This window comes from Streptomyces sp. NPDC033136 (assembly GCF_055578235.1).
In genome coordinates this window covers 13712-39574 of record NZ_JBVIPD010000023.1, presented here as the reverse complement: position 1 = coordinate 39574, position 25863 = coordinate 13712, and the positions used below count along the sequence as shown (strand labels likewise).

At 70.1% G+C, this 25863-nt stretch carries 24 protein-coding genes and 1 pseudogene; 5 read left to right on the top strand and 20 right to left on the bottom strand.

Annotation, left to right across the window (positions count from 1 at the left end; genetic code table 11):
• Position 1: 1 nt before the first annotated feature.
• The 11 genes from nuoK to ACZ5TL_RS31670 are packed head-to-tail and all read right to left on the bottom strand — an operon-like array spanning position 2 to position 10834.
• A complete protein-coding gene (nuoK, locus tag ACZ5TL_RS31720; protein ID WP_003992252.1) occupies positions 2–301 on the bottom strand; it encodes an NADH-quinone oxidoreductase subunit NuoK in 300 nt (99 codons plus the stop codon).
• Entirely contained in the window at positions 298–1140 is an 843-nt protein-coding gene (locus ACZ5TL_RS31715) for an NADH-quinone oxidoreductase subunit J (protein ID WP_468594145.1), read from the bottom strand. The genes nuoK and ACZ5TL_RS31715 overlap by 4 nt, the downstream gene beginning before the upstream one ends.
• Complete coding sequence (gene nuoI / locus ACZ5TL_RS31710) at positions 1137–1778, bottom strand: NADH-quinone oxidoreductase subunit NuoI (RefSeq protein ID WP_468594144.1); 642 nt, start codon at positions 1776–1778, stop codon at positions 1137–1139. Before nuoI ends, ACZ5TL_RS31715 begins: the two co-directional genes overlap by 4 nt.
• The gene (nuoH, locus tag ACZ5TL_RS31705; RefSeq protein WP_468594143.1) at positions 1771–3147 is read right to left on the bottom strand and encodes an NADH-quinone oxidoreductase subunit NuoH; all 1377 of its coding nucleotides are present in this window, start codon (positions 3145–3147) and stop codon (positions 1771–1773) included. The genes nuoI and nuoH overlap by 8 nt, the downstream gene beginning before the upstream one ends.
• Entirely contained in the window at positions 3144–5648 is a 2505-nt protein-coding gene (locus tag ACZ5TL_RS31700) for an NADH-quinone oxidoreductase subunit G (RefSeq protein WP_468594142.1), read from the bottom strand. The genes nuoH and ACZ5TL_RS31700 overlap by 4 nt, the downstream gene beginning before the upstream one ends.
• A complete protein-coding gene (gene nuoF / locus ACZ5TL_RS31695) occupies positions 5645–6991 on the bottom strand; it encodes an NADH-quinone oxidoreductase subunit NuoF (RefSeq protein ID WP_468594141.1) in 1347 nt (448 codons plus the stop codon). The genes ACZ5TL_RS31700 and nuoF overlap by 4 nt, the downstream gene beginning before the upstream one ends.
• Positions 6991–7851: an NADH-quinone oxidoreductase subunit NuoE gene (gene nuoE, locus ACZ5TL_RS31690; RefSeq protein WP_468594140.1), complete on the bottom strand. Its 861-nt coding sequence runs from the start codon at positions 7849–7851 to the stop codon at positions 6991–6993. The genes nuoF and nuoE overlap by 1 nt, the downstream gene beginning before the upstream one ends.
• Complete coding sequence (locus ACZ5TL_RS31685) at positions 7848–9170, bottom strand: NADH-quinone oxidoreductase subunit D (protein WP_468594139.1); 1323 nt, start codon at positions 9168–9170, stop codon at positions 7848–7850. Before ACZ5TL_RS31685 ends, nuoE begins: the two co-directional genes overlap by 4 nt.
• Positions 9167–9910 (bottom strand): NADH-quinone oxidoreductase subunit C, encoded by a 744-nt coding sequence (locus ACZ5TL_RS31680; protein ID WP_468594138.1) that lies wholly within the window; start codon positions 9908–9910, stop codon positions 9167–9169. The genes ACZ5TL_RS31685 and ACZ5TL_RS31680 overlap by 4 nt, the downstream gene beginning before the upstream one ends.
• The gene (locus ACZ5TL_RS31675; RefSeq protein ID WP_007387566.1) at positions 9907–10461 is read right to left on the bottom strand and encodes a NuoB/complex I 20 kDa subunit family protein; all 555 of its coding nucleotides are present in this window, start codon (positions 10459–10461) and stop codon (positions 9907–9909) included. The genes ACZ5TL_RS31680 and ACZ5TL_RS31675 overlap by 4 nt, the downstream gene beginning before the upstream one ends.
• Positions 10462–10474: 13 nt before the next feature.
• Positions 10475–10834 (bottom strand): NADH-quinone oxidoreductase subunit A, encoded by a 360-nt coding sequence (locus ACZ5TL_RS31670; protein WP_003974383.1) that lies wholly within the window; start codon positions 10832–10834, stop codon positions 10475–10477.
• Between the two features lie 745 nt (positions 10835–11579).
• On the opposite strand from ACZ5TL_RS31670, the gene ACZ5TL_RS31665 reads away from it, so the two are divergent.
• Positions 11580–12419 carry a C40 family peptidase gene (locus ACZ5TL_RS31665; protein WP_468594246.1) on the top strand — a complete coding sequence of 280 codons (840 nt, stop codon included), beginning with the start codon at positions 11580–11582 and terminating at the stop codon, positions 12417–12419.
• 388 nt (positions 12420–12807) lie between these two features.
• On the opposite strand, the gene ACZ5TL_RS31660 is transcribed toward ACZ5TL_RS31665, so the two are convergent.
• Complete coding sequence (locus ACZ5TL_RS31660) at positions 12808–14100, bottom strand: geranylgeranyl reductase family protein (protein WP_468594137.1); 1293 nt, start codon at positions 14098–14100, stop codon at positions 12808–12810.
• Positions 14101–14198: 98 nt separating this feature from the next.
• Between ACZ5TL_RS31660 and ACZ5TL_RS31655 the strand changes: the two genes are divergently transcribed.
• Positions 14199–14735 (top strand): GNAT family N-acetyltransferase, encoded by a 537-nt coding sequence (locus ACZ5TL_RS31655; RefSeq protein ID WP_468594136.1) that lies wholly within the window; start codon positions 14199–14201, stop codon positions 14733–14735.
• On the opposite strand, the gene ACZ5TL_RS31650 is transcribed toward ACZ5TL_RS31655, so the two are convergent.
• From ACZ5TL_RS31650 to ACZ5TL_RS31625, 6 genes and pseudogenes are all read right to left on the bottom strand, one after another.
• The gene (locus ACZ5TL_RS31650; protein ID WP_468594135.1) at positions 14722–15417 is read right to left on the bottom strand and encodes a demethylmenaquinone methyltransferase; all 696 of its coding nucleotides are present in this window, start codon (positions 15415–15417) and stop codon (positions 14722–14724) included. The genes ACZ5TL_RS31655 and ACZ5TL_RS31650 overlap by 14 nt on opposite strands.
• Positions 15414–15662 (bottom strand): annotated as a pseudogene (locus ACZ5TL_RS31645) (acyltransferase family protein); the annotation flags it as partial. The gene ACZ5TL_RS31650 and the pseudogene ACZ5TL_RS31645, both read right to left, overlap by 4 nt.
• Positions 15663–15857: 195 nt before the next feature.
• Positions 15858–16520 carry an amidohydrolase family protein gene (locus ACZ5TL_RS31640; protein ID WP_468594133.1) on the bottom strand — a complete coding sequence of 221 codons (663 nt, stop codon included), beginning with the start codon at positions 16518–16520 and terminating at the stop codon, positions 15858–15860.
• A gap of 7 nt (positions 16521–16527) precedes the next feature.
• Positions 16528–17727, bottom strand: a complete 1200-nt coding sequence (gene mqnC, locus ACZ5TL_RS31635) for a cyclic dehypoxanthinyl futalosine synthase (protein ID WP_468594132.1) — start codon at positions 17725–17727, stop codon at positions 16528–16530.
• Positions 17728–17884: 157 nt separating this feature from the next.
• The gene (locus ACZ5TL_RS31630; RefSeq protein ID WP_468594131.1) at positions 17885–18613 is read right to left on the bottom strand and encodes a prepilin peptidase; all 729 of its coding nucleotides are present in this window, start codon (positions 18611–18613) and stop codon (positions 17885–17887) included.
• Entirely contained in the window at positions 18610–21615 is a 3006-nt protein-coding gene (locus ACZ5TL_RS31625; protein WP_468594129.1) for a BTAD domain-containing putative transcriptional regulator, read from the bottom strand. The genes ACZ5TL_RS31630 and ACZ5TL_RS31625 overlap by 4 nt, the downstream gene beginning before the upstream one ends.
• A 380-nt stretch (positions 21616–21995) precedes the next feature.
• Between ACZ5TL_RS31625 and ACZ5TL_RS31620 the strand changes: the two genes are divergently transcribed.
• The 3 genes from ACZ5TL_RS31620 to ACZ5TL_RS31610 all read left to right on the top strand — a co-directional run bounded on the left by ACZ5TL_RS31620 (position 21996) and on the right by ACZ5TL_RS31610 (position 24611).
• Entirely contained in the window at positions 21996–22646 is a 651-nt protein-coding gene (locus ACZ5TL_RS31620; RefSeq protein ID WP_468594127.1) for a hypothetical protein, read from the top strand.
• Positions 22646–23725, top strand: a complete 1080-nt coding sequence (locus ACZ5TL_RS31615; protein ID WP_468594125.1) for a hypothetical protein — start codon at positions 22646–22648, stop codon at positions 23723–23725. The genes ACZ5TL_RS31620 and ACZ5TL_RS31615 overlap by 1 nt, the downstream gene beginning before the upstream one ends.
• A 532-nt stretch (positions 23726–24257) precedes the next feature.
• Complete coding sequence (locus ACZ5TL_RS31610; RefSeq protein ID WP_468594123.1) at positions 24258–24611, top strand: hypothetical protein; 354 nt, start codon at positions 24258–24260, stop codon at positions 24609–24611.
• A 68-nt stretch (positions 24612–24679) separates the two neighbouring features.
• Here ACZ5TL_RS31610 and ACZ5TL_RS31605 read toward each other — a convergent pair whose 3' ends face one another.
• Entirely contained in the window at positions 24680–24910 is a 231-nt protein-coding gene (locus ACZ5TL_RS31605) for a hypothetical protein (RefSeq protein WP_468594122.1), read from the bottom strand.
• A gap of 536 nt (positions 24911–25446) precedes the next feature.
• The gene (locus ACZ5TL_RS31600) at positions 25447–25863 is read right to left on the bottom strand and encodes a pilus assembly protein TadG-related protein (protein ID WP_468594120.1); all 417 of its coding nucleotides are present in this window, start codon (positions 25861–25863) and stop codon (positions 25447–25449) included.

Sequence of the window (25863 nt, the reverse complement as noted above, 5' to 3'; positions counted from 1 at the left end):
CTTACAGCTTCATCAGGCTGGCGTCGTCGACCGAGGCCGAGTGGCGGGCACGGAACAGGGACACGATGATCGCCAGCCCGACCACGACCTCAGCGGCGGCGACGACCATCGTGAAGAAGGCGATGATCTGGCCGTCGAGGTTGCCGTGCATGCGGGAGAAGGCCACGAACGCGAGGTTGCAGGCGTTGAGCATCAGCTCGATGCACATGAACACCACGATCGCGTTGCGCCTGATCAGCACGCCGGTGGCGCCGATGGTGAACAACAGGGCCGCGAGATAGAGGTAGTTGACGGGATTCACTTCGACGCCTCCTCGGACCGCGGGAACTTCGCCGGCCCGACCGCCCCGCGCTCCAGGCGCTCCTCGGACCGCTGCTCCAGGGCCTTGAGGTCGTTGAGCGCCTCCCGCGACACGTCACGGATCTGGCCGCGCTCGCGCAAAGTCTTGCTGACGGTGAGGTCGGACGGTGTGCCGTCGGGCAGCAGGCCCGCGATGTCGACCGCGTTGTGCCGGGCGTACACACCGGGGGCCGGCAGGGGCGGCAGTTGCTTTCCTTCGCGGACTCGCTCCTCGGAGAGTTCGCGCTGGGTCTTGGCGCGCTCGGTGCGCTCGCGGTGGGTGAGCACCATGGCGCCGACGGCTGCCGTGATCAGCAGGGCGCCGGTGACCTCGAACGCGAGGACGTACCTGGTGAAGATGAGGGAGGCGAGTCCCTCCACATTGCCCCCGGCGTTCGCCGCCCCGAGGCCGTTGAACTCTTCGAGGGAGGCGCTGCCGATCCCGGCGATCAGCAGGATGCCGAAGCCGAGGCCGCACAGCAGGGCCAGCCAGCGCTGGCCCTTGATGGTCTCCTTCAGGGAGTCCGCCGCGGTGACGCCGACGAGCATCACCACGAACAGGAACAGCATCATGATCGCGCCGGTGTAGACGACGATCTGCACGACGCCCAGGAAGTAGGCGCCGTTGGCGAGGTAGAACACCGCCAGCACGATCATGGTCCCGGCGAGGCAGAGCGCGCTGTGCACGGCCCTCCTCATGAGGATGGTGCACAGGGCGCCGACCACCGCGACGGTGCCGAGGATCCAGAACTGGACGGCCTCTGCGGTGGAGGTGGAGTAGGCGGCGAGCTGGGCGGTCATCGGTCGATCACCTTCTCCGACGCCGGCTCGGTCCCGCCGAAGGTCGAGTCGGCCTCCTGTACGACCTCGCCCTTGGAGTGGGCGACCTGGGGCTCCGTACCGGGAGCGGCCTCGGTGACCAGGCCCCGGTAGTAGTCCTGCTCGTCCATGCCCGGGTAGATGGCGTGGGGCGAGTCGACCATGCCGTCCTCGAGACCGGCGAGCAACTGCTCCTTGGTGTAGATGAGGTTGGCGCGGCTGGAGTCGGCCAGCTCGAACTCGTTCGTCATCGTGAGCGCGCGTGTGGGGCACGCCTCGATGCACAGGCCGCACAGGATGCAGCGGGCGTAGTTGATCTGGTAGACGCGGCCGTACCGCTCCCCCGGCGAGTAGCGCTCCTCGTCGGTGTTGTCCGCGCCCTCCACGTAGATGGCGTCGGCGGGGCAGGCCCACGCGCACAGTTCGCAGCCGACGCACTTCTCCAGGCCGTCCGGATGGCGGTTGAGCTGGTGCCGTCCGTGGAAGCGCGGAGCCGTGGTCTTCTGCTGCTCCGGGTACTGCTCGGTCAGCCGCTTCTTGAACATGGCCTTGAAGGTCACGCCGAAGCCGGCCACCGGGTTCTGGAACCCGGGCTTGGTGTCCTTCGGTTCCTCAGCCATCGGACGCCTCCTTTCCATCCGTAGTTCCGCCCAGAGATTCGTCACTCTGAGTATCGGGCCCACCACTGACAATCAGCTCCCGCTCCCTGCGCGAGCGACGTCGCGGGACGGGTGGGAGTTCCTGTCCCGGCAGGGGCGGCACCGGGAATCCGCCCGCCATCGGGTCGAAGGCGGCCGGGGCCTCGGCGGGCTGCTCGTCCTGCTTCGCCTTCTCGCGGAACAGGTCGACGACGTAGGAGAGCAGCAGCAGGGCGAGTACGGCGCCGCCGACGTAGAGGGCGATGTCGGCGAAGTCGTAGCCCTCGTTCCTGAGGGCCCGGACGCTCGCGACGAGCATCAGCCATACCAGCGCGACCGGAATGAGGACCTTCCAGCCGAGCTTCATCAGCTGGTCGTAGCGCACGCGTGGGAGGGTGCCGCGCAGCCAGACGAAGAAGAAGATCAGCATCTGGAGCTTGACTACGAACCAGAGCATCGGCCACCAGCCGTGGTTCGCGCCCTCCCAGAAGGTGCTGACGGGCCAAGGGGCCCGCCAGCCGCCGAGGAACAGCGTCACCGCGATCATCGACACGGTGACCATGTGGATGTACTCGGAGAGCATGAACATCGCGAACTTGATGGAGCTGTACTCGGTGTTGAAACCGCCGACCAGGTCACCCTCGGACTCCGGCATGTCGAACGGGGCCCGGCTGGACTCGCCGATCATCGTCACCATGTAGATCAGGAACGAGACCGGGAGCAGCGCGAAGTACCAGCGGTCCTGCTGGGCTCCGACGATCGCCGAGGTGGACATCGAGCCGGCGTAGAGGAAGACCGAAGCGAAGGCGGCGCCCATGGCGACCTCGTACGAAATGATCTGGGCGCACGAGCGGATACCGCCGAGGAGCGGGTACGTCGATCCGGAGGACCATCCGCCCAGGACGAAGCCGTACACCCCGAGAGAGCCGATGGCCAGGATGTAGAGCATCGCGACCGGCAGGTCGGTGAGCTGCATCGTGGTGCGCTGGCCGAGGATCGAGATCTCGTTGCCGGCCGGGCCGAAGGGGATCACCGCGATGGCCATGAAGGCCGGGATGGCCGCGATGATCGGCGCGAGGACGTACACCGCCTTGTCCGCGCGCTTGACGACCACGTCCTCCTTGAGCATCAGCTTGATGCCGTCGGCGAGGGACTGGAGCATGCCCCAGGGGCCGTGCCGGTTGGGGCCGATGCGCCGCTGCATCCAGGCGACGACCTTGCGCTCCATGACGATGGAGACAAGGACGGTCACCATCAGGAAGGCGAAGCAGAACACCGCCTTGATGACGACCAGCCACCACGGGTCCTGGCCGAACATCGAGAGGTCTTCAGCGGCGAGGTACGGGCTCATGCCTCCACCTCCTTGGGGGCCTCGCCGGCGAGTGCCGCCGGGCCGATGCGGACGAGGGAGCCGGGCCGCGCCCCGGCGTCGGAGGCGACGCCGCCGCCGGTGGAGTTCAGCGGGAGCCACACCACCCGGTCGGGCATCTCACTGATCTGGAGCGGAAGTGCGACGGCTCCCATGGGACCGGTGACCGCGAGGAGGTCGCCGTCCTCGACGCCGGCCTCGGCGGCCGTCGCGGCCGACAGGCGCGCGCGTGCGGCGTGCCGCGTTCCGGCGAGTGCCTCGTCGCCCTGCTGGAGGACGCCCTGGTCGAGCAGCAGGCGGTGTCCGGCGAGGACGGCCTCCCCGGCGGCCGGCCGGGGCAGCGCGCCCGCGGTCTCCCGGGGCTCGCCGGCGCGCGGGCCGTCCCAGGCGCCGAGCCGGTCGATCTCCGCCCGGACGGTGCGCAGATCCGGCAGTCCGAGGTGGACGTCCATGGCGTCGGCCACCATCTGCAGCACGCGCGCGTCGGTGGGCGCCAGGCGCCGGGTCATGTGGTCGGGCTTGAGCGCGGCCTCGAAGAAGCGGACCCGGCCTTCCCAGTTGAGGAAGGTGCCGGCCTTCTCGGCGACCGCGGCGACGGGCAGGACCACGTCGGCCTTGCGGGTGATCTCGCTGGGCCGCAGTTCGAGCGAGACCAGGAAGCCGACCTCGTCGAGGGCCGCACGCGCGCGTGCCGGGTCGGGCAGGTCGGCGATCTCCACGCCCGCCACCAGCAGGGCCTGGAGCTCCCCGGTCGCGGCGGCCTCGACGATCTGGCCGGTGTCGCGGCCGTAGCGGTGCGGGAGAGCGGCGACGCCCCAGACGCCGGCGACCTCGTCCCGCGCGCGCGGGTCGGTGGCCGGGCGCCCGCCGGGCAGCAGGGACGGCAGCGCGCCCGCCTCGACCGCGCCGCGTTCCCCGGCCCGGCGCGGGATCCACACCAGCCGGGCGCCGGTCGCGGAGGCGGCGCGGACGGCGGCGGTGAGCCCGCCGGCCACGGCGGCCAGCCGCTCGCCGACGACGATCACCGCGCCCTCGGCGCGCAGCGCCTCGGCGGCGAGAGCGCCGTCGTCCTCCAGGCCGACGTTGCCGGCGAGCGCGTCCAGCCACTCGGTCTCGGTGCCGGGAGCCGCCGGCAGCAGCGTCCCGCCGGCCTTCTCCAGACCCCGGGTGGCGTGCGTGCCGAGCGAGAAGGTCTTCTGCCCGTGCCCCCGCCAGGCCTTGCGCAGCCGCAGGAAGACGCCGGGCGCCTCCTCCTCCGCCTCGAACCCGACCAGCAGGACGGCCGGTGCCTTCTCCAGCGCGGTGTACGTGACGCCCGTGCCGTCGAGGTCCCTGCCGCGTCCGGCGATCTGGGCGGCGAGGAAGTCGGCCTCCTCACTGCTGTGCACGCGGGCGCGGAAGTCGATGTCGTTGGTGTCGAGCGCCACGCGCGCGAACTTGCTGTACGCGTAGGCGTCCTCGATGGTGAGGCGGCCGCCGGTCAGGACTCCGGTGCGGCCCCGGGAGGCCAGCAGCCCCTGGGCCGCGATCTGCAGCGCCTCGGGCCAGGAGGCCGGTTCCAGCTCGCCCTCGGCGTTGCGCACGAGCGGTGACTCCAACCGGTCCCGCTGCTGCGCGTACCGGAAGGCGAACCGTCCCTTGTCGCAGATCCACTCCTCGTTGACCTCGGGGTCGTCGGCCGCGAGCCGCCGCATGACCTTGCCGCGCCGGTGGTCGGTGCGGGTGGCGCAGCCGCCGGAGCAGTGCTCGCACACCGACGGGGAGGAGACGAGGTCGAAGGGGCGGGAGCGGAATCGGTACGCCGCCGAGGTCAGCGCGCCGACGGGGCAGATCTGGATGGTGTTGCCGGAGAAGTACGACTCGAACGGGTCGCCCTCGCCGGTGCCGACCTGCTGGAGCGCGCCCCGCTCGATCAGCTCGATCATCGGGTCGCCCGCGACCTGGTTGGAGAACCGGGTGCAGCGGGCGCACAGCACGCAGCGCTCGCGGTCGAGCAGCACCTGCGTGGAGATAGGGACGGGCTTCTCGTACGTCCGCTTCCTGCCCTCGAAGCGGGACTCGGAATGGCCGTGCGACATCGCCTGGTTCTGCAGCGGGCACTCGCCGCCCTTGTCGCAGACCGGGCAGTCCAGCGGGTGGTTGATGAGCAGGAGCTCCATCACACCCTTCTGGGCCTTCTCGGCGACCGGGGAGGTGAGCTGGGTCTTGACCACCATGCCGTCGGTGCAGGTGATGGTGCAGGACGCCATGGGCTTGCGCTGGCCCTCGATGTCGACGATGCACTGGCGGCAGGCGCCGGCCGGGTCGAGGAGGGGGTGGTCGCAGAACCGGGGGATCTCGATGCCGAGCTGTTCGGCGGCCCGGATGACCAGGGTGCCCTTGGGCACGCTGATCTCGACGCCGTCGATCGTCAGCGACACGAGGTCCTCCGGCGGGACCGCCGCCTCTCCCCCGCCTGAGGGAGAGCTGGTGGTCACGGTCATGCGTTCACCTCCGTGCGGTCGGCCCAGGCCGTCGACTTGGCCGGGTCGAAGGGGCAGCCCCGGCCCGTGATGTGCTGCTCGTACTCCTCGCGGAAGTACTTGAGAGAGGAGAAGATCGGCGAGGCGGCGCCGTCACCGAGGGCGCAGAAGGACTTGCCGTTGATGTTGTCGGCGATGTCGTTCAGCTTGTCGAGGTCGGACATCTGTCCCTTGCCGGCCTCGATGTCGCGCAGCAGCTGCACGAGCCAGTAGGTGCCTTCGCGGCAGGGCGTGCACTTGCCGCAGGACTCGTGGGCGTAGAACTCTGTCCAGCGCGTCACGGCCCGCACCACGCAGGTCGTCTCGTCGAAGCACTGGAGAGCTTTGGTGCCGAGCATGGAACCCGCGGCGCCCACTCCTTCGTAGTCAAGAGGGACGTCGAGGTGCTCGTCGGTGAACATCGGGGTCGAGGAGCCGCCCGGCGTCCAGAACTTGAGGCGGTGCCCGGGGCGCATTCCGCCGCTCATCTCGAGGAGCTGGCGGAGGGTGATCCCGAGCGGCGCCTCGTACTGGCCGGGGCTGGCGACGTGGCCGCTGAGGGAGTAGAGGGTGAAGCCGGGCGACTTCTCACTCCCCATCGACCGGAACCAGTCCTTGCCCCGGCTCATGATCGCGGGAACCGACGCGATCGATTCGACGTTGTTCACCACAGTCGGGCACGCGTAGAGGCCCGCGACAGCGGGGAAGGGGGGACGAAGCCGCGGTTGGCCCCGTCGGCCTTCGAGCGAGTCCAGCAGCGCGGTCTCCTCGCCGCAGATGTACGCGCCCGCGCCCGCGTGCACGGTGATGTCGAGGTCGAGTCCGCTGCCCAGGATGTTCTCGCCGAGGAAGCCCGCCTCGTAGGCCTCGCGGACGGCCGAGTGCAACCGCCGCAGCACCGGGACGACTTCACCACGCAGATAGATGAAGGCGTGCGACGACCTGATCGCGTAGCACGCGATGATCATGCCCTCGATGAGGCTGTGCGGGTTCGCGAAGAGGAGCGGGATGTCCTTGCACGTCCCGGGCTCCGACTCGTCGGCGTTGACAACAAGATAGTGCGGCTTTCCATCCCCCTGGGGAATGAACTGCCACTTCATGCCCGTGGGGAAGCCCGCGCCGCCGCGCCCGCGCAGACCGGAGTCCTTGACGTACGCGATCACGTCGTCCGGCGACATGGCGAGCGCCTTGCGCAGCCCCTCGTAGCCGTCGTGCCTCCGGTACACGTCCAGCGTCCAGGACCTGTCCTGGTCCCAGAAGGCCGACAGCACCGGTGCGAGCAGTTTCTCGGGGCTCATGTCTTTCAGCTCGGGTGCCAAGGTCATCACTCCCCCTCCTCGGCGGCAGGCCCAGCCGGGTGGGCCGGATCGGAGGCCGACGTCTCCTGTGGCGCGTCGTGCGAGCTCAAGTGCTCCGTCGGTGACGGGTCGTGCGGTGCCCCGGTCCGGGCCGCCTCACCGCGCGGGTGGACCACGCGCGCGGGAGAGGCCTCTCCCTTGGCGAGCTTCAGGCCGACCAGGGAGGCGGGTCCCGCGCTTCCCCCGGACTCCACGGCCCCGTCCCGCTCGTCGGGGAAACCGGCCAGGACCCGGGCGGTCTCCTTGAAGGTGCACAGCGGAGCCCCGCGCGTGGGCGCGACCGGCCGTCCCGCGCGCAGGTCGTCGACGAGGCGCTTGGCGCTGGCCGGGGTCTGGTTGTCGAAGAACTCCCAGTTGACCATCACGACCGGCGCGAAGTCGCAGGCCGCGTTGCACTCGATGTGCTCCAGGGTGACCTTGCCGTCGTCGGTGGTCTCACCGTTGCCGACGCCCAGGTGCTCCTGGAGGTCCTCGAAGATCGCGTCCCCGCCCATCACGGCGCACAGGGTGTTGGTGCACACCCCGACCTGGTAGTCACCGCTCGGCCGGCGCCGGTACATGGTGTAGAAGGTGGCGACGGCGGTGACCTCCGCCGTGGTCAGGCCGAGCACGTCCGCGCAGAACCGCATGCCGGTGCGGGTCACGTGCCCTTCCTCGGCCTGCACGAGATGCAGCAGCGGCAGGAGGGCGGACCGGGAGTCCGGGTAGCGGGCGATGACCTCGCGCGCGTCGGTCTCCAGACGGGCCCGGACGTCGTCCGGGTAGGCGGGTGCGGGCAGTTCGGGCATGCCCAGGCTGACGCCCCGCTCGGAAGACGATGTGGTCATCGGTCGACGCCTCCCATCACGGGGTCGATGGACGCGACGGCGACGATGACGTCGGCGACCTGGCCGCCCTCGCACATCGCCGCCATGGCCTGCAGGTTGGTGAAGGACGGGTCGCGGAAGTGGACCCGGTAGGGGCGGGTGCCGCCGTCGGAGACGACGTGCACCCCGAGTTCGCCCTTGGGTGACTCGACCGCCGCGTACGTCTGTCCCGGCGGGACGCGGAAGCCCTCGGTGACCAGCTTGAAGTGGTGGATCAGGGCCTCCATGGAGGTGCCCATGATCTTCTTGATGTGGTCGAGGGAGTTGCCGAGCCCGTCGGGCCCCAGGGCGAGCTGGGCCGGCCAGGCGATCTTCTTGTCGGCGACCATGACCGGGCCGGGCTGGAGCCGGTCCAGGCACTGCTCGATGATGCCGAGCGACTGGCGCATCTCCTCCAGCCGGATCAGGAAGCGGCCGTAGGAGTCGCAGGTGTCGGCGGTCGGGACCTCGAAGTCGTAGGTCTCGTAGCCGCAGTACGGCTGGGCCTTGCGCAGGTCGTGCGGCAGGCCGGTGGAGCGCAGGACCGGTCCCGTCGCGCCGAGGGCCATGCAGCCGGCCAGGTCGAGGTAGCCGATGTCCTGCATACGGGCCTTGAAGATGGGGTTCCCGGTGGCGAGCTTGTCGTACTCCGGGAGGTTCTTCCTCATCGTCTTCACGAACTCGCGGATCTGGTCCACCGCGCCGGGCGGCAGGTCCTGGGCGAGTCCGCCGGGGCGGATGTACGCGTGGTTCATCCGCAGGCCGGTGATCAGCTCGTAGATGTCGAGAATGAGTTCACGATCACGGAACCCGTAGATCATGATCGTGGTGGCGCCGAGTTCCATGCCGCCGGTGGCGATGCACACCAGGTGCGAGGACAGCCGGTTCAGCTCCATCAGGAGCACGCGGATGATCGAGGCGCGGTCCGGGATCTGGTCCTCGATGCCGAGGAGCTTCTCGACGCCGAGGCAGTACGCCGTCTCGTTGAAGAACGACGTCAGGTAGTCCATGCGCGTCACGAACGTGGTGCCCTGCGTCCACGTCCGGTACTCGAGGTTCTTCTCGATGCCGGTGTGCAGATAGCCGATGCCGCAGCGGGCCTCGGTGACGGTCTCGCCGTCGATCTCCAGGATCAGCCGGAGCACGCCGTGCGTGGACGGGTGCTGCGGACCCATGTTGACGACGATGCGTTCGTCGTCGGCACGGGCCGCGGACTGGACGACCTCGTCCCAGTCGCCGCCGGTGACCGTGTAGACGGTGCCCTCTGTGGTCTCCCGAGGGGAGGCGTGCGAAGTGCTCATGAGTACGACCTCCGCTGGTCCGGAGCCGGGATCTGGGCGCCCTTGTACTCGACGGGGATGCCGCCGAGGGGGTAGTCCTTGCGCTGCGGAAAGCCCTGCCAGTCGTCCGGCATCATGATCCGCGTCAGGGCCGGGTGACCGTCGAAGACGATGCCGAAGAAGTCGTACGTCTCGCGCTCGTGCCAGTCGTTCGTCGGATAGACCGAGAACAGCGACGGGATGTGCGGGTCGCTGTCGGGGGCGCTGACCTCCAGGCGGATCACCCGGTTGTGGGTGATCGAGCGCAGGTGGTAGACGGCGTGCAGTTCGCGGCCCTTGTCGTTCGGGTAGTGGACGCCGCTGACGCCGGTGCACAGTTCGAAGCGCAGGGCCGGGTCGTCGCGCAGGGTGCGGGCGACGCGGACCAAGTGCTCGCGCTCGATGTGGAAGGTCAGCTCGTCGCGGTCGACGACCGTCCGCTCGATGACGTTGTCCGGGAGCAGGTCCTGCTCCTCCAGGGCGCCCTCCAGTTCGTCGGCGACCTCGTCGAACCAGCCGCCGTAGGGGCGGGTCGCCGGTCCCGGGAGCCGGACCGAGCGGACCAGGCCCCCGTAGCCGGAGGTGTCGCCCCCGGTGTTGGCGCCGAACATGCCGCGCTGGACGCGGATCTCCTCGCCGCCGTCACCGCGCTGGCCCGGGAGGTTCGACGCGCTGAGGTCCTTCTCGGGGTTCGCACCGTTGGTGCCGTTCGCGTCGCTCACCGCAGCAGCCCCTTCATCTCGATCGTGGGCAGGGCCTTGAGCGCCGCCTCCTCCGCCTCGCGTGCCGCCTCCTCGGCGTTCACGCCGAGCTTGGAGGACTGGATCTTCTGGTGGAGCTTGAGGATGGCGTCCAGCAGCATCTCCGGCCGGGGCGGGCAGCCGGGGAGGTAGATGTCGACCGGCACGACGTGGTCGACGCCCTGGACGATGGCGTAGTTGTTGAACATGCCGCCCGAGGAGGCGCAGACCCCCATGGAGATCACCCACTTGGGGTTCGGCATCTGGTCGTAGACCTGCCGGAGCACCGGCGCCATCTTCTGGCTGACCCGGCCGGCGACGATCATCAGGTCCGCCTGGCGCGGCGAGCCCCGGAAGACCTCCATGCCGAAGCGCGCCATGTCGTAGCGGCCCGCGCCGGTGGTCATCATCTCGATGGCGCAGCAGGCGAGGCCGAACGTGGCGGGGAAGACGGACGACTTGCGCACCCAGCCCGCGGCCTGCTCGACGGTGGTCAGCAGGAAGCCGCTCGGCAGCTTTTCTTCGAGTCCCATGACGTGTGGCTCCTCAGTCCCATTCCAGGCCGCCGCGCCGCCATACGTACGCGTACGCGACGAAGACGGTGAGCACGAAGAGCAGCATCTCCACGAGCCCGAAGATCCCCAGGGCGTCGAAGGTGACGGCCCAGGGGTAGAGGAAGACGATCTCGATATCGAAGATGATGAAGAGCATCGCCGTCAGGTAGTACTTGATCGGGAAGCGCCCGCCGCCGGCCGGCGTGGGGGTCGGCTCGATACCGCACTCGTAGGCCTCGAGCTTGGCGCGGTTGTACCGCTTGGGCCCGATCAACGTGGCCATGACCACGGAGAAGATCGCAAAGCCTGCCCCGAGCGCTCCCAGTACGAGGATGGGCGCATAAGCGTTCACCGCTCCTCGCTCCTCTCAGTCGGCACTGACTGCTGGCGGTTTGCGTCGGGCTCACATCCGCCCCACCCGTCCCTCGAACCCCGCCCGCCCCGGCGAAGATCGGGAACATGTGAAGCAGGTCACAAGCCCAACCGCGTGCATCTTATGCCCGACGCTCTGTGATCTGCGACACGGGGTATTGCACAAGCTTTGTGATCTCCACCACCTGACGATCGATCATGGAGTCGGATGAGCGGTGATCTTCACACTCGAAGCGTCCGAGTGATCACCAGAGGTGACATTTTGCCTCGTCAGCGCAGGCCGGAGGATGCGTCTCCATATCAAGAGGGTTCCCGTGCATGCAAATTGGTGAGGGACTTGATCTCTTGATAGAGGCGCGTTCACACATCAGGGGGCACTCGGACCGGAGTGTGGACGCGCACGGAGCGGGCGTGAACGCGTGCATCCGTTCACGATCTTCGCGAGGTCGTGATCCGGTCGTGATCTACGCGCCGGGACGCGCTCGCCATGACGACCGTTCCGTGACCTCCGTCACATGGATGAGAGGCTCATGAGAGCGGGGCTTGGCCAATCAACCCAACCAATGGTAGGCGCGGGGCAATTCGGGCGTATTGATCAAAGGGCGTGATCACAGCCTGGTTACGGAGCGCCCGCAATGTCCGTTACGGCGTCAATAAAGGGTCTCGCGCGGGGTTTTTCGGGGCCCCATTGAGCAATTGTGGCGCAGCACACGTTTCTTGAAGATATGAAGGAGCCCCTGGTACCGGTTATTCCCATGTCCCACACCGCTCACATACGCAGCCACCGGAAGCCCCGCCGCAGCGCGACCTCTTCGATCGCCATGCGTGCCGGAGTTGCCGGTGGCGTTCTCAGCATGGCAGCGGCGGGTGCGTCGGCCTCGGCGAGCGCCGCCGAGCCGGTGACGCAGACCATCGAACTGCCCACCCTGACGGCCGACCTGTCCGCTCAGGTCGCCCAGTCCGCTGCCGCCACCCAGCAGGCGGCCGCGAACTACGAACTGCGCGCCGAGCGTGACGCCGCCGCCGCCAAGGCCGCGGCGGAGGCCAAGAAGGACCTCGCCGAGGCGAAGAAGAAGGCGGAGGCCAAGAAGAAGGCCGCCGAGGCCGCCCGCAAGGCCGCCGCCGAGCGCGCCACGCGCAGCGCCGAGCGCGCCACCCTCTCCGCCTCCGCCCCCACGTCCACCTCCACGTCGGTGTCGGCGCCTGCCAGCGGCAGCGTCGCGACCGTCATCTCCTTCCTGAAGGCCCAGGTGGGCGACGCCTACGTCCTGGGCGCCACCGGTCCCAACGCCTGGGACTGCTCCTCCCTCGTGCAGGCCGCGTACAAGCAGGTTGGTGTGGACCTGCCGCGCGTCTCACAGGACCAGTCGATGGCCGGCACGGACGTCTCGCTGTCCAACCTCCAGGTCGGCGACATCCTCTACTGGGGCGGCAAGGGCTCCGCGTACCACGTGGGTGTCTACATCGGGAACGGCCAGTACCTGGACGCGGCCAACCCGTCCAAGGGCGTCGTCATCCAGGACCTGTCGGGTTACCCGGCAGATGGCGCGGTGCGCGTCCTCTGAGGCCGCGCTCGTACTGAAGCACGCATAACGGGCCAGAGGGCCGCTGCCACTCGGGGCAGCGGCCCTCCCGGCATGCCCAGAACTCCCCCGATGCCCCACCAGAGCCTTCCAGGGCCCCTCAGGGCGCCTGCCCGGGGCCGGACGGGCCCGGCGCCCCCAGCCGGTGCCCCAGCGCGTCCACGCCCTTCAGGGCCGCCCAGCTCCGGCGGCCGGTACAGCTCCAGCACACCCGCCGGCGCCCGCACCCGCCGGCGCCCGGCGTCCGGGAGCGGAAGGGCGCGCCGCGGCGGACGGCGGACCGCCGCGAGGCGGTGCTCGCGCCGGGCGGCCGGCATCGCGGCCCCGAGCGGCGGACCGGGCCTTCGGAGCCGAAGGCCCGGGTGCCTGGTCAGGCCTTCGGCGCCACCTTGCTCAGGCCGTTGATGATGCGGTCCATCGCGTCGCCGCCCGTCGGGTCGGTGAGGTTCGCGAGGAGCTTCAGCGTGAACTTCATCAGCAGGGGGTGCGTGAGACCGCGCTGGGCGGCGATCTGCATGACCTTCGGGTTGCCGATGAGCTTCACGAAGGCACGGCCCAGCGTGTAGTAGCCGCCGTAGGTGTCCTTCAGGACCCGCGGGTAGCGCTGCAGGGCCAGTTCGCGCCCCGCGGGGGTCGCGCGCGCGTGGGCCTGGACGATGACGTCGGCGGCGATCTGGCCGGACTCCATGGCGTAGGCGATGCCCTCGCCGTTGAACGGGTTCACCAGTCCGCCGGCGTCGCCGACGAGCAGCAGGCCCTTGGTGTAGTGCGGCTGCCGGTTGAAGGCCATCGGGAGCGCGGCGCCGCGGATGGGCCCGGTCATGTTGTCGGGGGTGTAGCCCCAGTCCTCCGGCATGGACGCGCACCAGGCCTTCAGGACCTCGCGCCAGTCCAGCTCCTTGAAGGAGTCGGAGGTGTTGAGAACGCCCAGGCCGACGTTCGACGTGCCGTCGCCCATGCCGAAGATCCAGCCGTAGCCCGGCAGGAGACGGTCCTGGGGGCCGCGGCGGTCCCACAGTTCGAGCCAGGACTCCAGGTAGTCGTCCTCGTGACGGGGGCTGGTGAAGTACGTCCGCACGGCGACACCCATCGGGCGGTCCTCGCGGCGGTGCAGGCCCATCGCGAGGGACAGCCGGGTCGAGTTGCCGTCGGCGGCCACGACGAGCGGCGCGTGGAAGGTGACCTCGCGCTTCTCCTCACCGAGCTTGGCGTGCACGCCGGTGATGCGGCCCGTGCGGTCGTCGACGATCGGCGCGCCCACGTTGCACCGCTCGAACAGCCGGGCGCCGGCCTTCTGCGCCTGCCGGGCGAGCTGCTCGTCGAAGTCGTCGCGCTTGCGGACGAGGCCGTAGTCGGGGAAGGAGGCGAGATCCGGCCAGTCGAGCTGGAGCCGCACCCCTCCGCCGATGATGCGCAGGCCCTTGTTGCGCAGCCAGCCGGCCTCCTCGGAGATGTCGATGCCCATCGCCACCAGCTGCTTGACGGCACGCGGGGTGAGGCCGTCACCGCAGACCTTCTCGCGCGGGAACTCGGTCTTCTCCAGCAGCAGGACGTCGAGCCCCGCCTTCGCGAGGTGGTAGGCGGTGGTGGAGCCGGCCGGCCCCGCGCCCACGACGATCACGTCGGCGGTGTTCTCGGAGAGGGGCTCGGTCACGACGGTCACGGCGGGATCTCCCCAAGTTCGGAATCTTGCGTGCCGACCGGCACAGGACACGGGCAGTCTATGCAGCAGCATTCATCACCCGTCTGAAGGGCTGCCTCGTGAACCGAGCTCTCCCCGCTGTACGGCTCCGTGTCCCCACCCACGAGGACGCGTTCGCCTGGCACCGGCTCTTCGCCGACCCGGATGTCATGGAGTTCCACGGCGGCAGGGCGGCGGAGCTGTCCGTCTACGAGGAGCTCACCGCCCGCCAGCGGCGGCACGACGCCGAACTCGGTTTCTGCCTGTGGACCATGCTCGACGAGTCCGGGCAGGTCGTCGGCTTCACCGGCGCACAGCCCTGGGAGCGTGACTGGGGCCCGAAGGGCGAGATCGAGATCGGCTGGCGGCTGGGCCGGGAGCACTGGGGCAAGGGCTACGTCACCGCGGCCGCGCACCAGGCGCTGGAGCGGATGCGGTCGGCCGGCGTGCCGGGAGTGGTGGCGATGGTCGACTCCCGCAACAGCCGTTCCATCGCGGTGACCCGGCGGCTGGGGATGCGCCTCGCCGAGACGTTCACGACGGCGGCGTCGGAACGGGCGGGGCACTGCTACCGGCTCGAACTGCGAGTGCGGTCAGCCGGTGTCAGCTCTCCTTGAAGCCCCGGTGCAGGGCCACGATCCCGCCGCTGAGGTTCCGCCAGGCCACCCGCGACCAGCCGGCCTCGCCCAGCCGCTCGGCCAGGGCGGGCTGGTCGGGCCAGGCGCGGATGGACTCGGCGAGGTAGACGTAGGCGTCGGGGTTGGAGGAGACGGCCCGGGCGACCGGCGGCAGGGCGCGCATCAGGTACTCGGTGTAGACCGTGCGGAACGGCGCCCACGTGGGGTGTGAGAACTCGCAGATCACGATCCGCCCGCCGGGCCGGGTCACCCGGTGCATCTCCCGCAGCGCGGCGTCCGTGTCCCGCACGTTGCGCAGCCCGAAGGAGATGGTGACGGCGTCGAAGGTGTCGTCCTTGAAGGGGAGCCGCGTCGCGTCGCCGGCGGTGTAGGGCAGCCAGGGCTGCCGCTGCTTGCCGACCCGGAGCATGCCCTGGGAGAAGTCGCACGGCACGACGTAGGCGCCGGTGCGGGCGAAGGGCAGCGAGGAGGTGCCGGTGCCCGCCGCCAGGTCGAGGACCTTCTGCGCGGGGCGCGCGTCGACCGCCTTGGCGACCTCCTTGCGCCATCGCCGGTCCTGGCCGAGGGACAGCACGTCGTTGGTCAGGTCGTACCGTTCCGCCACGTCGTCGAACATCGAGGCGACTTCGTGCGGCTGCTTGTCCAGGGATGCGCGGGTCACGGGCCCATTCTTGCAGCACCCCCGCACGGCAGGAGCCTGGGCTTCCTCCGGGCCGCCACGTCCTCCACTCACCCGCACGGCAGCACGAACAGCGCGATCAGGACCCGGCCCACACCGAACAGGAACCACTGGCTGTCCAGCGGCAGGTACGCCTCGAAGGCCGGCACGTCCCAGAACCGGTCGATCAGCGGTACGGCGAGGATGAGCGCGATCTCGTGCCAGAGGTGGAGCGTGACCGCCCGCGCGGCACGCTCGCGGCCGCCGCCGAGGTCCGGGCCTTCGCCGAGGAGCGGGACATCGCCCGGGTGTCGATGTGGTCGACGGCCCGGGACCGTCAGTGCGCGAGCGGCACCGGGACCGGCAGGGCGGCCACCGACTGCAGTGGGGTGAAGCGGACTTCGGGGCGTTCGGAAAGACGTTCGCGGGCGGAGAGCGGGAGATCAGCGGGCCCGGTACACCAAACGGCCGGCCAGCACGGTCGCCACGCAGGTCGCCGCGCCCCGCTCATACAGGGCCTTCTCGTCGGGTACGTCGAACACGGCCAGGTCGGCCCGGCCGCCGACGGTCAGCGGGCCGTGGACCGTGCCCGCGAGGTCGTACCCCTCGGCGAACGGGTCGAGGCCGGGCCGCTCACCGAGCAGGACGCCCGGGGCCCGCGTGGTCCCCACCACGGCCAGTCCGGACCGGGCGACGGCCGTGGCCACCAGCGGATCGCGGAAGCGGGCGCCGGGCGCGGCGACCGCCGTCGTGCCGTACCGCAGCATCCGCTGCAGTCCGCGCCGTACGCTGCCCGACCAGCGGGTCTCGCCGAGCTCGCCGAGGGCGGTCAGCCGCTCGCCCCACAGGGGCCGTTCGCCCAGCTCGTCGGCTTCGCGCGGGTCGGGGTGGTAGCAGTGGCGCAGCAGCCACAGCGGATGCCACTGGCGCAGGCCCGGTGTGAGCACACCCGGCCAGCGCCGCACCCGCGCGCCCGGCGCCGCGGCGGCGACCTCCTCGTACGGTCCGACGGCCGTGATCCGGTCGCCCTCCACCACGACGGCTCCGTCCACGACGGGTGCCGTGCCCGCCGGCAGGACCAGCGGGGCGGCGTGCAGCGTCAGCACAGGCGGCTCAGTTGGGCGCCAGCAGCTTCAGCTCGGGATGAGCCGTGCCGCCCTCGATGGCCGTGGAGGAGATGTGCGAGACCACGCGGTCGTCGACGGGGTCGTTCGCCGGGTCGTCGTGGACGACCAGGTGCTCGTAGGTGGTCGACCGCTGGGCGGGCACGCGCCCGGCCTTCCGGATGAGGTCGATGATCTCCATCCGGTTGGACCGGTGCTTGGCACCGGCCGACGACACCACGTTCTCCTCCAGCATGATCGAGCCGAGGTCGTCGGCGCCGTAGTGCAGGGAGAGTTGCCCGACCTCCTTGCCCGTGGTGAGCCACGAGCCCTGGATGTGGGCGATGTTGTCCATGAACAGCCGGGCGACCGCGATCATCCGCAGGTACTCGAAGAGCGTCGCCTGCGTCCGGCCCTTCAGGTGGTTGTTCTCGGGCTGGTAGGTGTACGGGATGAAGGCGCGGAAGCCGCCCGTGCGGTCCTGGACGTCCCGGATCATCCGCAGGTGCTCGATGCGCTCGGCGTTGGTCTCGCCGGTGCCCATGAGCATGGTGGAGGTGGATTCCACGCCCAGGTCGTGCGCGATCTCCATGATCTCCAGCCAGCGCTCGCCGGACTCCTTCAGCGGGGCGATGGCCTTGCGGGGCCGCTCGGGCAGCAGTTCGGCGCCGGCGCCGGCGAAGGAGTCGAGCCCGGCGGCGTGGATGCGCCGGATGGCCTCCTCCACGCTCACCTTGGAGATCCGGGCCATGTGCTCGACCTCGGACGCCCCCAGGCTGTGGATGACCAGCTGCGGGAACTCCTTCTTGATCGCCGCGAAGTGCTCCTCGTAGTACTCGACGCCGTAGTCCGGGTGGTGCCCGCCCTGGAACATGATCTGGGTGCCGCCCAGCTCGACCGTCTCGGCGCACCGGCGCAGGACGTCGTCCAGGTCACGCGTCCAGCCCTTGGCGGTGTCCTTGGGCGCGGCGTAGAAGGCGCAGAAGCGGCACGCCGTGACGCAGACGTTCGTGTAGTTGATGTTGCGCTCGATGATGTACGTCGCGATGTGCTCGGTGCCCGCGTAGCGGCGGCGGCGCACGGTGTCGGCGGCGGTGCCCAGCGCGTGCAGCGGGGCGTCCCGGTACAGCACGAGCGCCTCGTCCGAGGTGATCCGCCCACCGGCGGCCGCTCGGTCGAGGATGGGCTGAAGGTCGGCCTTCTCGGTCACCGGGCGTCCCTTTCGTAAGGGTTGTGGACGGACCAGCCCAGCGTACGCCAGCGGTTCGGGGCGCTGGACGTCAGGCCGCGCGGGCGGGGTGGGACCGCTCGGAGCCGGGCCCATGACCAAGGGCGCCAAGCCGGGGACCGGCCTGACGGCGGCGGTGTCAGGCCGTGTACGCGCCCACGAGGAGCCCGAGGAACGCCCCGGCGATCAGGAACGGGCCGAACGGGATGGCCGTCTTGCGATCGGCCCGGCGCATGACCAGGAGAGCGCCGCCGTACAGGGCGCCCAGGAGGAAGCCCGCGAAGGTGCCGAGCATCACCGTAGGCCAGCCGTACCAGCCGAGGACGGCACCGGCGCCCAGGGCGAGTTTCACGTCGCCGAAGCCCATGCCCGCGGGGTTGACGAGGAAGAGGACGAAGTAGCCGCCGCCCAGGGCGAGGGAGCCGAGCAGGGCGGTGGTCCACTCCCCCGCGTGCTCGGGGACGAAGGCGGTCAGGCCGAGCAGGGCCAGGGCGGCACCGGCGAAGGGGAGGGTGAGCGGGTCGGGGAGCCGCCGTACGCGGAAGTCGACGGCCGTGAGCAGGACGCCGACGGGGGCGAGCAGCAGCCAGACGCCGACCTCGGGGCGGGTGCCGGTGGCGGCGGCGAGGGCGGCGCAGACGAGAGCGGTGGCGATCACCAGCGGTGTCGTACGCGGGCCGTAGCCGCTTCCCTCACAGGCCGCGCAGGACGCCCGTCCCAGCCAGCCCCTGACGGCATGTCCGCCGGGGCACCGCTCCCGCCACGCCTCCCCCGAGGGGGCCGAGAAGCGGTAGGCCGCGCGCGGCAGCGACGCGCCCGCCGCCGCGCCCCACAGCACGGCGACGGCGACCAGCAGCCCGGTGCTCATCCCGCCGCGGCGATCGCGTCACGCCACGTCGGCAGCAGTTCGTCGAGCAGCGCCTCCGTGCGCGGCGGCAGCCCGCGGGCCCCGCTGCGGCCGATGAGGTCGGTGGCGAGCGCGGTCAGCCGGGACGAGTCACCGGTGGCGTGCGTGGCGCGCAGCAGCTCGTGCCACAGCCGCTCGTCGGCCGGGGCGGTGCGCAGGGCCGCGTTGAGGGCCTCGATGGCCTTCTCCGCGCGGTCCTTCTCCATGTGGAACTCGCACAGCGCGAGCCCGGTGTCCGCGACGAGCAGCGGCAGCTGGGCGTCGACGATCTCGTGGGTGAGCCACCGGTAGCGGCCCTCGGGCCGGTCGGCGAGCAGCGGCCCGCGCACCAGCACGAGCGCGTCGGTGAGCAGCCGCCCGCGCACGGCCCGGCTGTCGGCGCCCCTGCCCTGCGTCGCCTCGTGGTAGAGCGACCGCAGGACGTCCAGGTCGGACACGACCGACTTGGCGAGTGTGAGCCGGCCGCTGCTGTCGGTGCCGAGGCGGGGCGTGCCGTCGGGGTCGGTGCCGAGCCAGTCGCGCAGCCGGTCCAGCAGCGCGCCTCGTACGTCGTCGGTGACACCGCGCGGCCACAGCGCGGAGGACAGCACGCGCGGGTGCACGCCCTCACGGTGCAGGAGCAGCAGGGCGAGCGCCTCGTGCAGCAGGGCGCTGCGCTCCCCGTCCGGGGAGTCCAGGCCGATGATCTCGTACGGCCCGACGAGCCGGGCGTAGACGGCCGGGCGGCCCTGCTCGCTGATGTCGACGAGGAACGGCGGGGTGGTCGCGGGCCGGTCGGTCTCGCGCTCCGGGTCGGCCTCGACGAACAGCTCGACCACGGCGCGCTGTTGGGCGGCGGGCAGCAGCTGGGCGTCGAGTTCGAGGCCGAGGAGGGGCGCGAGCAGCTTGCCCTGGCCGGTGATCTCCATCTCCCAGGCGGCGCCCGGCAGGTCGCCGGTCTCGGTGCCGACGAGGTAGCCGATGCCGAGCCGGCCGGCGTCGGCGGCGAGTTCGGCGAGCTTGACGGCGTCCTCTGCGTTCGGCTGGGCGGCGAGCAGCACGAGGTGCGGGGCCCAACGGGTGTGCTGGGCGGGCCCGGTACGCCCCGTGAGGACGGAGTCGTGCCCGGCGGCGCCCAGCGCTCCGCGCCGCTGCCGCGTCTCGGCCTCCATGGTCTCGACGAGGGCCTCGACGTCCTCGAGGTGCCGGATCCGGTTCGGGGCGAGCGGCGTCAGGTCCGCGCCGAAGCCGACGAGCGTGATGGTCATGCGGTCGGACCAGCCGTTGGTCGCCAACTCGGCGGCGACGGAGGCGAAGACGGCGGCCCGGTCGGCCTCCCGGCCGCTCAGCGACACGATGCCGGGCACGGCCTCCAGGTTGAGCAGCAGCCGCGAGTCGTCCATGGTGCCGAGGCTGACGAGGCCGGGGTACGGCGCGGCCGTGTCGACGTCCCCGTAACGCTCGGCGTCCGTTCGGGACAGCATCCAGAAGGTCTGGTCCTGGCCCTGCTGCCAGGGCGCGGGCGGCTTGCCGGCGGGCTGGGCGAGCTGGAGGTGCAGGTCGCCGTTGCTGAGCCAGGCCGCGTACACGACCGGCAGCGCCCGCGACTCCTCGGTGAGGGAGGCCGCGAGCCCCCGCAGCGACCGGTCGAGCAGCCGTACGCCCTCGGGGTCGGCGCCGACGAGCAGCGCGTCCTGGACGTCCTGCGCGTCCCCGGTCGGCGTGGGCGGCTCCATACCGCGCCGCCCGCCGACGGCCCCGAACGCCGACTGCCACAACGCCTGCCGGCGCCGGCGCCCCAGGGCACCGAGGAGACCGGCGGCGAGCAGGGGCGCGGCGAGGAGGGCCTCGGGAAGACCGAAGGAACTGTCGGACTCGGCGCCGACGGCGGTGGCCTGCTGGTGACCGGAGCCGGAGCCCGCGGGCCGCTGCTGGTCGGGCAGGGACACCTGGGAGGTGCCGCCGCCCTGCGCCTGGTCGCTTCCGCCCTGGGCGCCGCCTCCACCCTGGGCGTGGTCGCCGGTCCGGGCGTAGTCGCTGATCTGCTGCTGCACATCGGGCGACACGTTGGGCGCCTCGTCGGGCATCTCGACGAGCTCGCCGCCGCGGGCGTCGCCCGGCATCTCCATGATCCAGCCGGGCCGGATGAGGCTGGCCTCGGAGAGCTTGGACCCGTCCGGCTGGACGCGGTCCTTGTTGAGCTCGAAGATCTCCTTGTAGCGGCGCCCGTCACCGAGGTGCCGTTCGGCTATCTCCCAGAGCGAGTCGTGGTGACGCCCCTCGGGCGGCTGGATCCGGTAGTACTTCGTGTCGCCCTGCTGGGCGCTGCCGCCTCCGGCGTCCGCGCGGGCGGCGGCGTGCGAGGCCTGCCCGGCGACGGCGGCCGCGGTGTCGGCGGCCTGCTCCTGCTGCTGGGCGAAGAAGCCCGGGGTCTGCTGGGCCGCGGCGACGGTGGGCTTCTGGTTGGCGTCGTAGCCGTTCTGCCCGAGCTGCGACAGCCCGGGCGCGAAGCTGGCCGCGGTGGCACCGACGAGCAGCAGCGCCGCGACGAGCTGCCGCGCGAGCAACTGGCTCGGCCCGGCGCCCGGCACCCGCCCCGGCACCCCGACGCCCGACAGCGCGGCCTTCATCTCCACGAGCACGCAGGCGGTGAACTGGGCCCACGCGAGCCACACGACGACGGTGAGGATGTTCAGGAACGTGTGAACGGTGATCTCTTGCTGCAGCCAGTCGAGGCTCGGCACCCCGTTCGGCAGCGGCCACCCGATCTGCGTGGCCAGCGCGCCCGGCACGCCGACGAGGAGAACGGCCAGGGCGACGAAGGCGAGGAACGCCTTGACGAAGTCCCCGAACGACCTGCGCCGGATCGTCACCGGCTGCGGAGTCCGGTTCCTGGGTGTGGCCGTGGTTCCCGTAGCTCCCGTCGTGCTTCCCGTCGTACTTCCCGTCGAGCTTGACGAGCTTGAGGTGCGGCGTCGCGGCATGGCGGGTGTCCTGGGGTCGTGTGTGGAGTGCGGTGGGGCCGGGCTGTGGGTGGGGGTGCTGAGAAGTGCGCTTGTGCTGAGGAGCGTGCTGCGGGGTGCACTGAGCCTACAGAGATCTTATTGACTCTTACTGAGGTCGTCGAAGGGTGCAGGGGCAGCACCTCGGACCACCGCCCGTTATGCCCTACGGCGGTCCCGTCAGGGCGACTTGTCCCCACTCTCACCCGATCCCACCGACATGATCAGCACCGTTCGCGACCGCCACGCCATACTCCTCACCTTCCCCACACAATCCCCCACCGCCTCTCAAGGGGCCGTTGCGCGTCGCTGATAGCTTCGTTCTCTGCCGCACACACCGAAACACCGGGGGAGAACGAACCGTGGCACGCCGCGCCCTGACCGCAACTGCCGCCGCACTGACCGCGACAGCGGCGCTTCTGCTCACCGCCTGCGGCAGTGGCAGTGGCGACTCGTCCGACGACATCAAGGGGGCGGGCAACGGCACGGACAGCCCTTCGGCTTCGGCCTCCGCATCGACGCCGACCGGCGTCAAGCGCCCTGAGATCACCCTCCCGAGCAGCTTCCGGTTGACCTTCGAGGACTGGACGAGCAGCGATCCGGACGAGCAGGCCGTACTCGACGACGGCAAGGAGCAGCTCCGAGCCGGCTACGCGGCAATCATCGAGAACAAGTCCGACGGCGGTGAGGCCCTCGCCTTCTACGACACGAAGGCCGGTCTCTCCCAGGACCGTGAGTGGATCAAGTCCTACACGGGCAAGAACGTCACCGTCATCGGCGAGCTTCCTGTCTTCGACCCTCAGGCCACACTCTTCGCGGAGAAGACCAAGGCCCAACTCAGGTACTGCACGGACGAGAGCAAAGCACAGACCAAGCACCGCAAGACGGGCGAGGTCGTGGGAACTCCTCCAGGGACCGACCCCGAAGTGGCCTATGTCGTCACGATGCAGAAGAGCGAGCAGGGCGTGTGGCAGACCGTGTCCACGAATTCCGACAGGGGCGGTTGCTCCTGATGATTCGGCACAAGCGGCCCCTGCGCACCATGGTCGCGACGGCTCTGGTGGTCGTCCTCTCCACCACGTCGGCTCATGCCGTCGGTGTGGGAAACGACAAGAAGACGTCCAAGGGGGACACCACAGGAAACGCGGGCAACGACGGAACCCTGTCGGCATCCGTCTCCAACATTCGGGTCACCTATCCGAGCGGCGGGGACGGCGGCGGCAAGAAGGGGAATCTCGGCACCGTCGACTCCAACTGGAAGCCTCCCGCCTGCTGGTACGAGCCGACCTTCACCTCCGAGCAGCTCAAGAAGTTCGTCGACACTGACGGCGGCGGCGATGTCGGCATCCACGAGTCGTGGTTCGGCAAGGGGCTGTGGACCGACCACTACAGGGACGGCAAGCCCGCGGAGAACTTCGACCTGCACTCGTCCAAGAACAGCGTCGCCGAGGGTTACGAGGGCTACAACCTCGGCAAGGACGGGTACTTCTGGCGTGGCGTCGCCCCCGACCCCAGCGACCCGAAGTCCTGGGACTGCGGCCGCATCATGTTCTGGGTCGACGCGGGCGAGGTCCCGGACGATCCGAACTTCCCCACCCCCCAGACGCTCGCCGAGTACGCCTACGACAAGGTCAAGGTCCCCGAGACCGAGGTCGAGCTGAAGCCGGCCGCCAAGTCGACGGTGAACCTCCCGACCTGGGTGTGGCTCGACAAGGGCGCCTTCAAGGAGGTCAAGGTCCGCGCCACCCTCCCCCACACCGGACTGTGGGCGGAAACCACCGCCAAGCCGGTCGCCCTGCACCTGGACCCGGGTACCAAGGACGCCGAGGTCTTCCCCGCCTCCGGAGACTGCGAGATCAACGACGACGGATCCATCGGCACGCCGTACACCAAGGGCAGCGCCGACCAGACCCCGCCGTGCGGCATCCGCTACCTCCGCGCGACCGACGGCACCCCGTACCAGCTCTCGGCAAGCGTCACCTGGCAGATCACCTGGGAGGGCTCCGACGGCACGGGCGGTGACCTGCCCGACGGCACGTTCGAGACGACGCAGGACCTGAACGTCCAGGAGATCCAGTCGATCAACCGCTGACAGCGGGCCGTGGGCATTCCACGAGCCGGAGCCCGCACGTGCCTGTAGTCGTCAGGCGCTCGTGGTCAGGGCTTCGAGCGCCTGGTCATAGGAACGGAACCCTGCCTAACCTTGCTCCGGCGTGTCCGCATCGGGTCGGAGGATGCCTGGGAGGTGAGCAACTCGCCACATCCTGAGGACCGGTGCCTGGGCACTCCTCCCTGTCGCCTCCGCGATGCCGGTCGCGACCTTCAGCGCCTCGGCGATCTCGGCCGCTCCTTGCCGGACATCCCCGCCGACCACGACCGCAGATGTGATGAGGGCCTGGAGGAAGGTCGTCGTCTGCAAGTCGGCGGCCATGTGACACATGCGGCGCACGACGTCCGGCCGCTCGAGGTCCTCGAGCGGCGACGGAACCCCTTGCCGTCACACGCACATCTACGTCAACAACCGTATACATACGTGAACTTACAAGGCACAACCGTTCGACGGAAAGATCGGGCCGGGGTACGGTTCTTCGAGATCAGAGTGCTGGACGTTGGAGGGCTGCCGGATGGGAAAGGGCAAGAGCGACCTCGCGCTCCCGCTGACCGAGCTGGAGAGCTACGGACGTCGGCTTCGCTCCCTCAAGACCCGTCTGAATCACACCAAGAAGCTCTTCGAGTCCTACCAGGACGACATCGGCGACGGCAGCGTCAATGACGCGCTCGGTGATTTCGAGTCCAACTGGGAGGACGGGCGTGAGGACATCACGCAGCAGCTGGATGCGCTGGCGAGTATGTCCGATGCCGTCGTTCGCGAGTTCAAGAAGCTCGACGACGAACTCACCAAGAAGGTGAACGACGCCATGAAGACGCAGGACAAGCGGGGTGGAAAGGGCGGTAGGGGCGAGGGCGGGGGGAAGTAGGCCGCTGCTGCCCGTGAGACGTCGAAAGGCCCCGGATCCGGAGATCCGGGGCCTTTCCGTGCGCTGCGTCAGGAAGCGACGGCAGCGTTGAGGTGCAGGTCCGCCGCAACGCCCTGGGGGGAGGCGGCGAGGCCCAGACCGCCACCGACGCCGGCGGTGAGGCCGGCGGCCGTGGTCTCGACGTAGAGACCGGCTGCGGCGCCGGCACCCGCGGCGACACCGCCCGCCTGGCCGCCGGCGATGGAGTCCAGCTCGGCGTCGGACATCTGGGCGGTCGCGATCTGCGGGGTGAAGGCCATGGGAGACGGTTCCCTTCGTTCAATATTTCGAAGTGCTCGAGCGTGACCGATCAAAGCACGCCGGGAGAAGCGTCGGCCAGTCACTGGCTATTGAGACGCCAGCAATTCCGGTGACCGAATTCACGTGTGTGACCATCGAGTCACCGGATACTCCGTCACCTTCACATCTTCCGCCACTTCGCGATACAGGAATGAAGTCCGCAGCGGCGGAAATGAGCCGGGCTCAGTTCGTGCCCGGCTTCCTCACGACCTCACAGTGGAGGATGTGCAGATCCGCCGAGTATTCGGGATCAGCGGTTGGCGCGCACACATACGCACTCCCTCGGGGGTCTGATCGTCCCGGACGACGCACCAGTCCCTCCCGGGCCGTCCACAGCCGGGGTACTGCGGACCGCCCCGGTTGAACGCCATGACGCGGCTGCGAAGTCGATCCCCGCGGTGGACACGGTGGACACAGTGGTCCACCGGGCGGTTCGGCCCGGGCCGAGGGCTCGTCCTTGCCCGGCCGGCATACGGCCACCCGCACCAGTGGCTGTTCAGCCGACCTCGTTCCGCGCCACCGCCTGCCCGTGGACCACCACGTCGCCGCCGTAGAACATCCCCGTGAAGACCGGGGAGTAGGTGAGCTGGACCTCGACCTCCACCTGCTCGGCGTTCGCCGCCACGCAGTGGGTCGCGCCGATGTCGGCGCCCGTCATGTCCATCTCGCGGGCGAAGGCCTTCACGCGGGCGTCGCAGTTCTCGAAGTTGATCGGTGCCGGGCCGCCCTCGTTCTCGTAGAGGGCCTCGCGGTCGATGTCCTGGGCGGCGAAGCGGGCCGCCTGTTCCGCGATGTCGGCGGCGCGTTCCCGCTTGGAGATGGACAGGCCGCCGTCGATGACGAAGGCCGAGAGGGACAGGAAGACCAGGGTGAAGATGATGACCGCGCCGGCGCCGGAGCCGCGGTCGTCCAT

Excerpts from the sequence above, each read along its gene's own strand:
- ACZ5TL_RS31610 (WP_468594123.1), top strand. The coding sequence starts at position 24,258 with ATGGGAAAGGGCAAGAGCGACCTCGCGCTCCCGCTGACCGAGCTGGAG.
- ACZ5TL_RS31630 (WP_468594131.1), bottom strand. The coding sequence starts at position 18,613 with ATGAGCACCGGGCTGCTGGTCGCCGTCGCCGTGCTGTGGGGCGCGGCG.
- nuoE (WP_468594140.1), bottom strand. The coding sequence starts at position 7,851 with ATGACCACATCGTCTTCCGAGCGGGGCGTCAGCCTGGGCATGCCCGAA.
- ACZ5TL_RS31600 (WP_468594120.1), bottom strand. The coding sequence starts at position 25,863 with ATGGACGACCGCGGCTCCGGCGCCGGCGCGGTCATCATCTTCACCCTG.
- nuoF (WP_468594141.1), bottom strand. The coding sequence starts at position 6,991 with ATGACCTTGGCACCCGAGCTGAAAGACATGAGCCCCGAGAAACTGCTC.
- ACZ5TL_RS31715 (WP_468594145.1), bottom strand. The coding sequence starts at position 1,140 with ATGACCGCCCAGCTCGCCGCCTACTCCACCTCCACCGCAGAGGCCGTC.
- nuoI (WP_468594144.1), bottom strand. The coding sequence starts at position 1,778 with ATGGCTGAGGAACCGAAGGACACCAAGCCCGGGTTCCAGAACCCGGTG.
- ACZ5TL_RS31605 (WP_468594122.1), bottom strand. The coding sequence starts at position 24,910 with ATGGCCTTCACCCCGCAGATCGCGACCGCCCAGATGTCCGACGCCGAG.
- ACZ5TL_RS31615 (WP_468594125.1), top strand. The coding sequence starts at position 22,646 with ATGATTCGGCACAAGCGGCCCCTGCGCACCATGGTCGCGACGGCTCTG.
- ACZ5TL_RS31675 (WP_007387566.1), bottom strand. The coding sequence starts at position 10,461 with ATGGGACTCGAAGAAAAGCTGCCGAGCGGCTTCCTGCTGACCACCGTC.
- nuoH (WP_468594143.1), bottom strand. The coding sequence starts at position 3,147 with ATGAGCCCGTACCTCGCCGCTGAAGACCTCTCGATGTTCGGCCAGGAC.
- ACZ5TL_RS31700 (WP_468594142.1), bottom strand. The coding sequence starts at position 5,648 with ATGACCGTGACCACCAGCTCTCCCTCAGGCGGGGGAGAGGCGGCGGTC.
- ACZ5TL_RS31685 (WP_468594139.1), bottom strand. The coding sequence starts at position 9,170 with ATGAGCACTTCGCACGCCTCCCCTCGGGAGACCACAGAGGGCACCGTC.
- ACZ5TL_RS31625 (WP_468594129.1), bottom strand. The coding sequence starts at position 21,615 with ATGCCGCGACGCCGCACCTCAAGCTCGTCAAGCTCGACGGGAAGTACG.
- ACZ5TL_RS31665 (WP_468594246.1), top strand. The coding sequence starts at position 11,580 with ATGAAGGAGCCCCTGGTACCGGTTATTCCCATGTCCCACACCGCTCAC.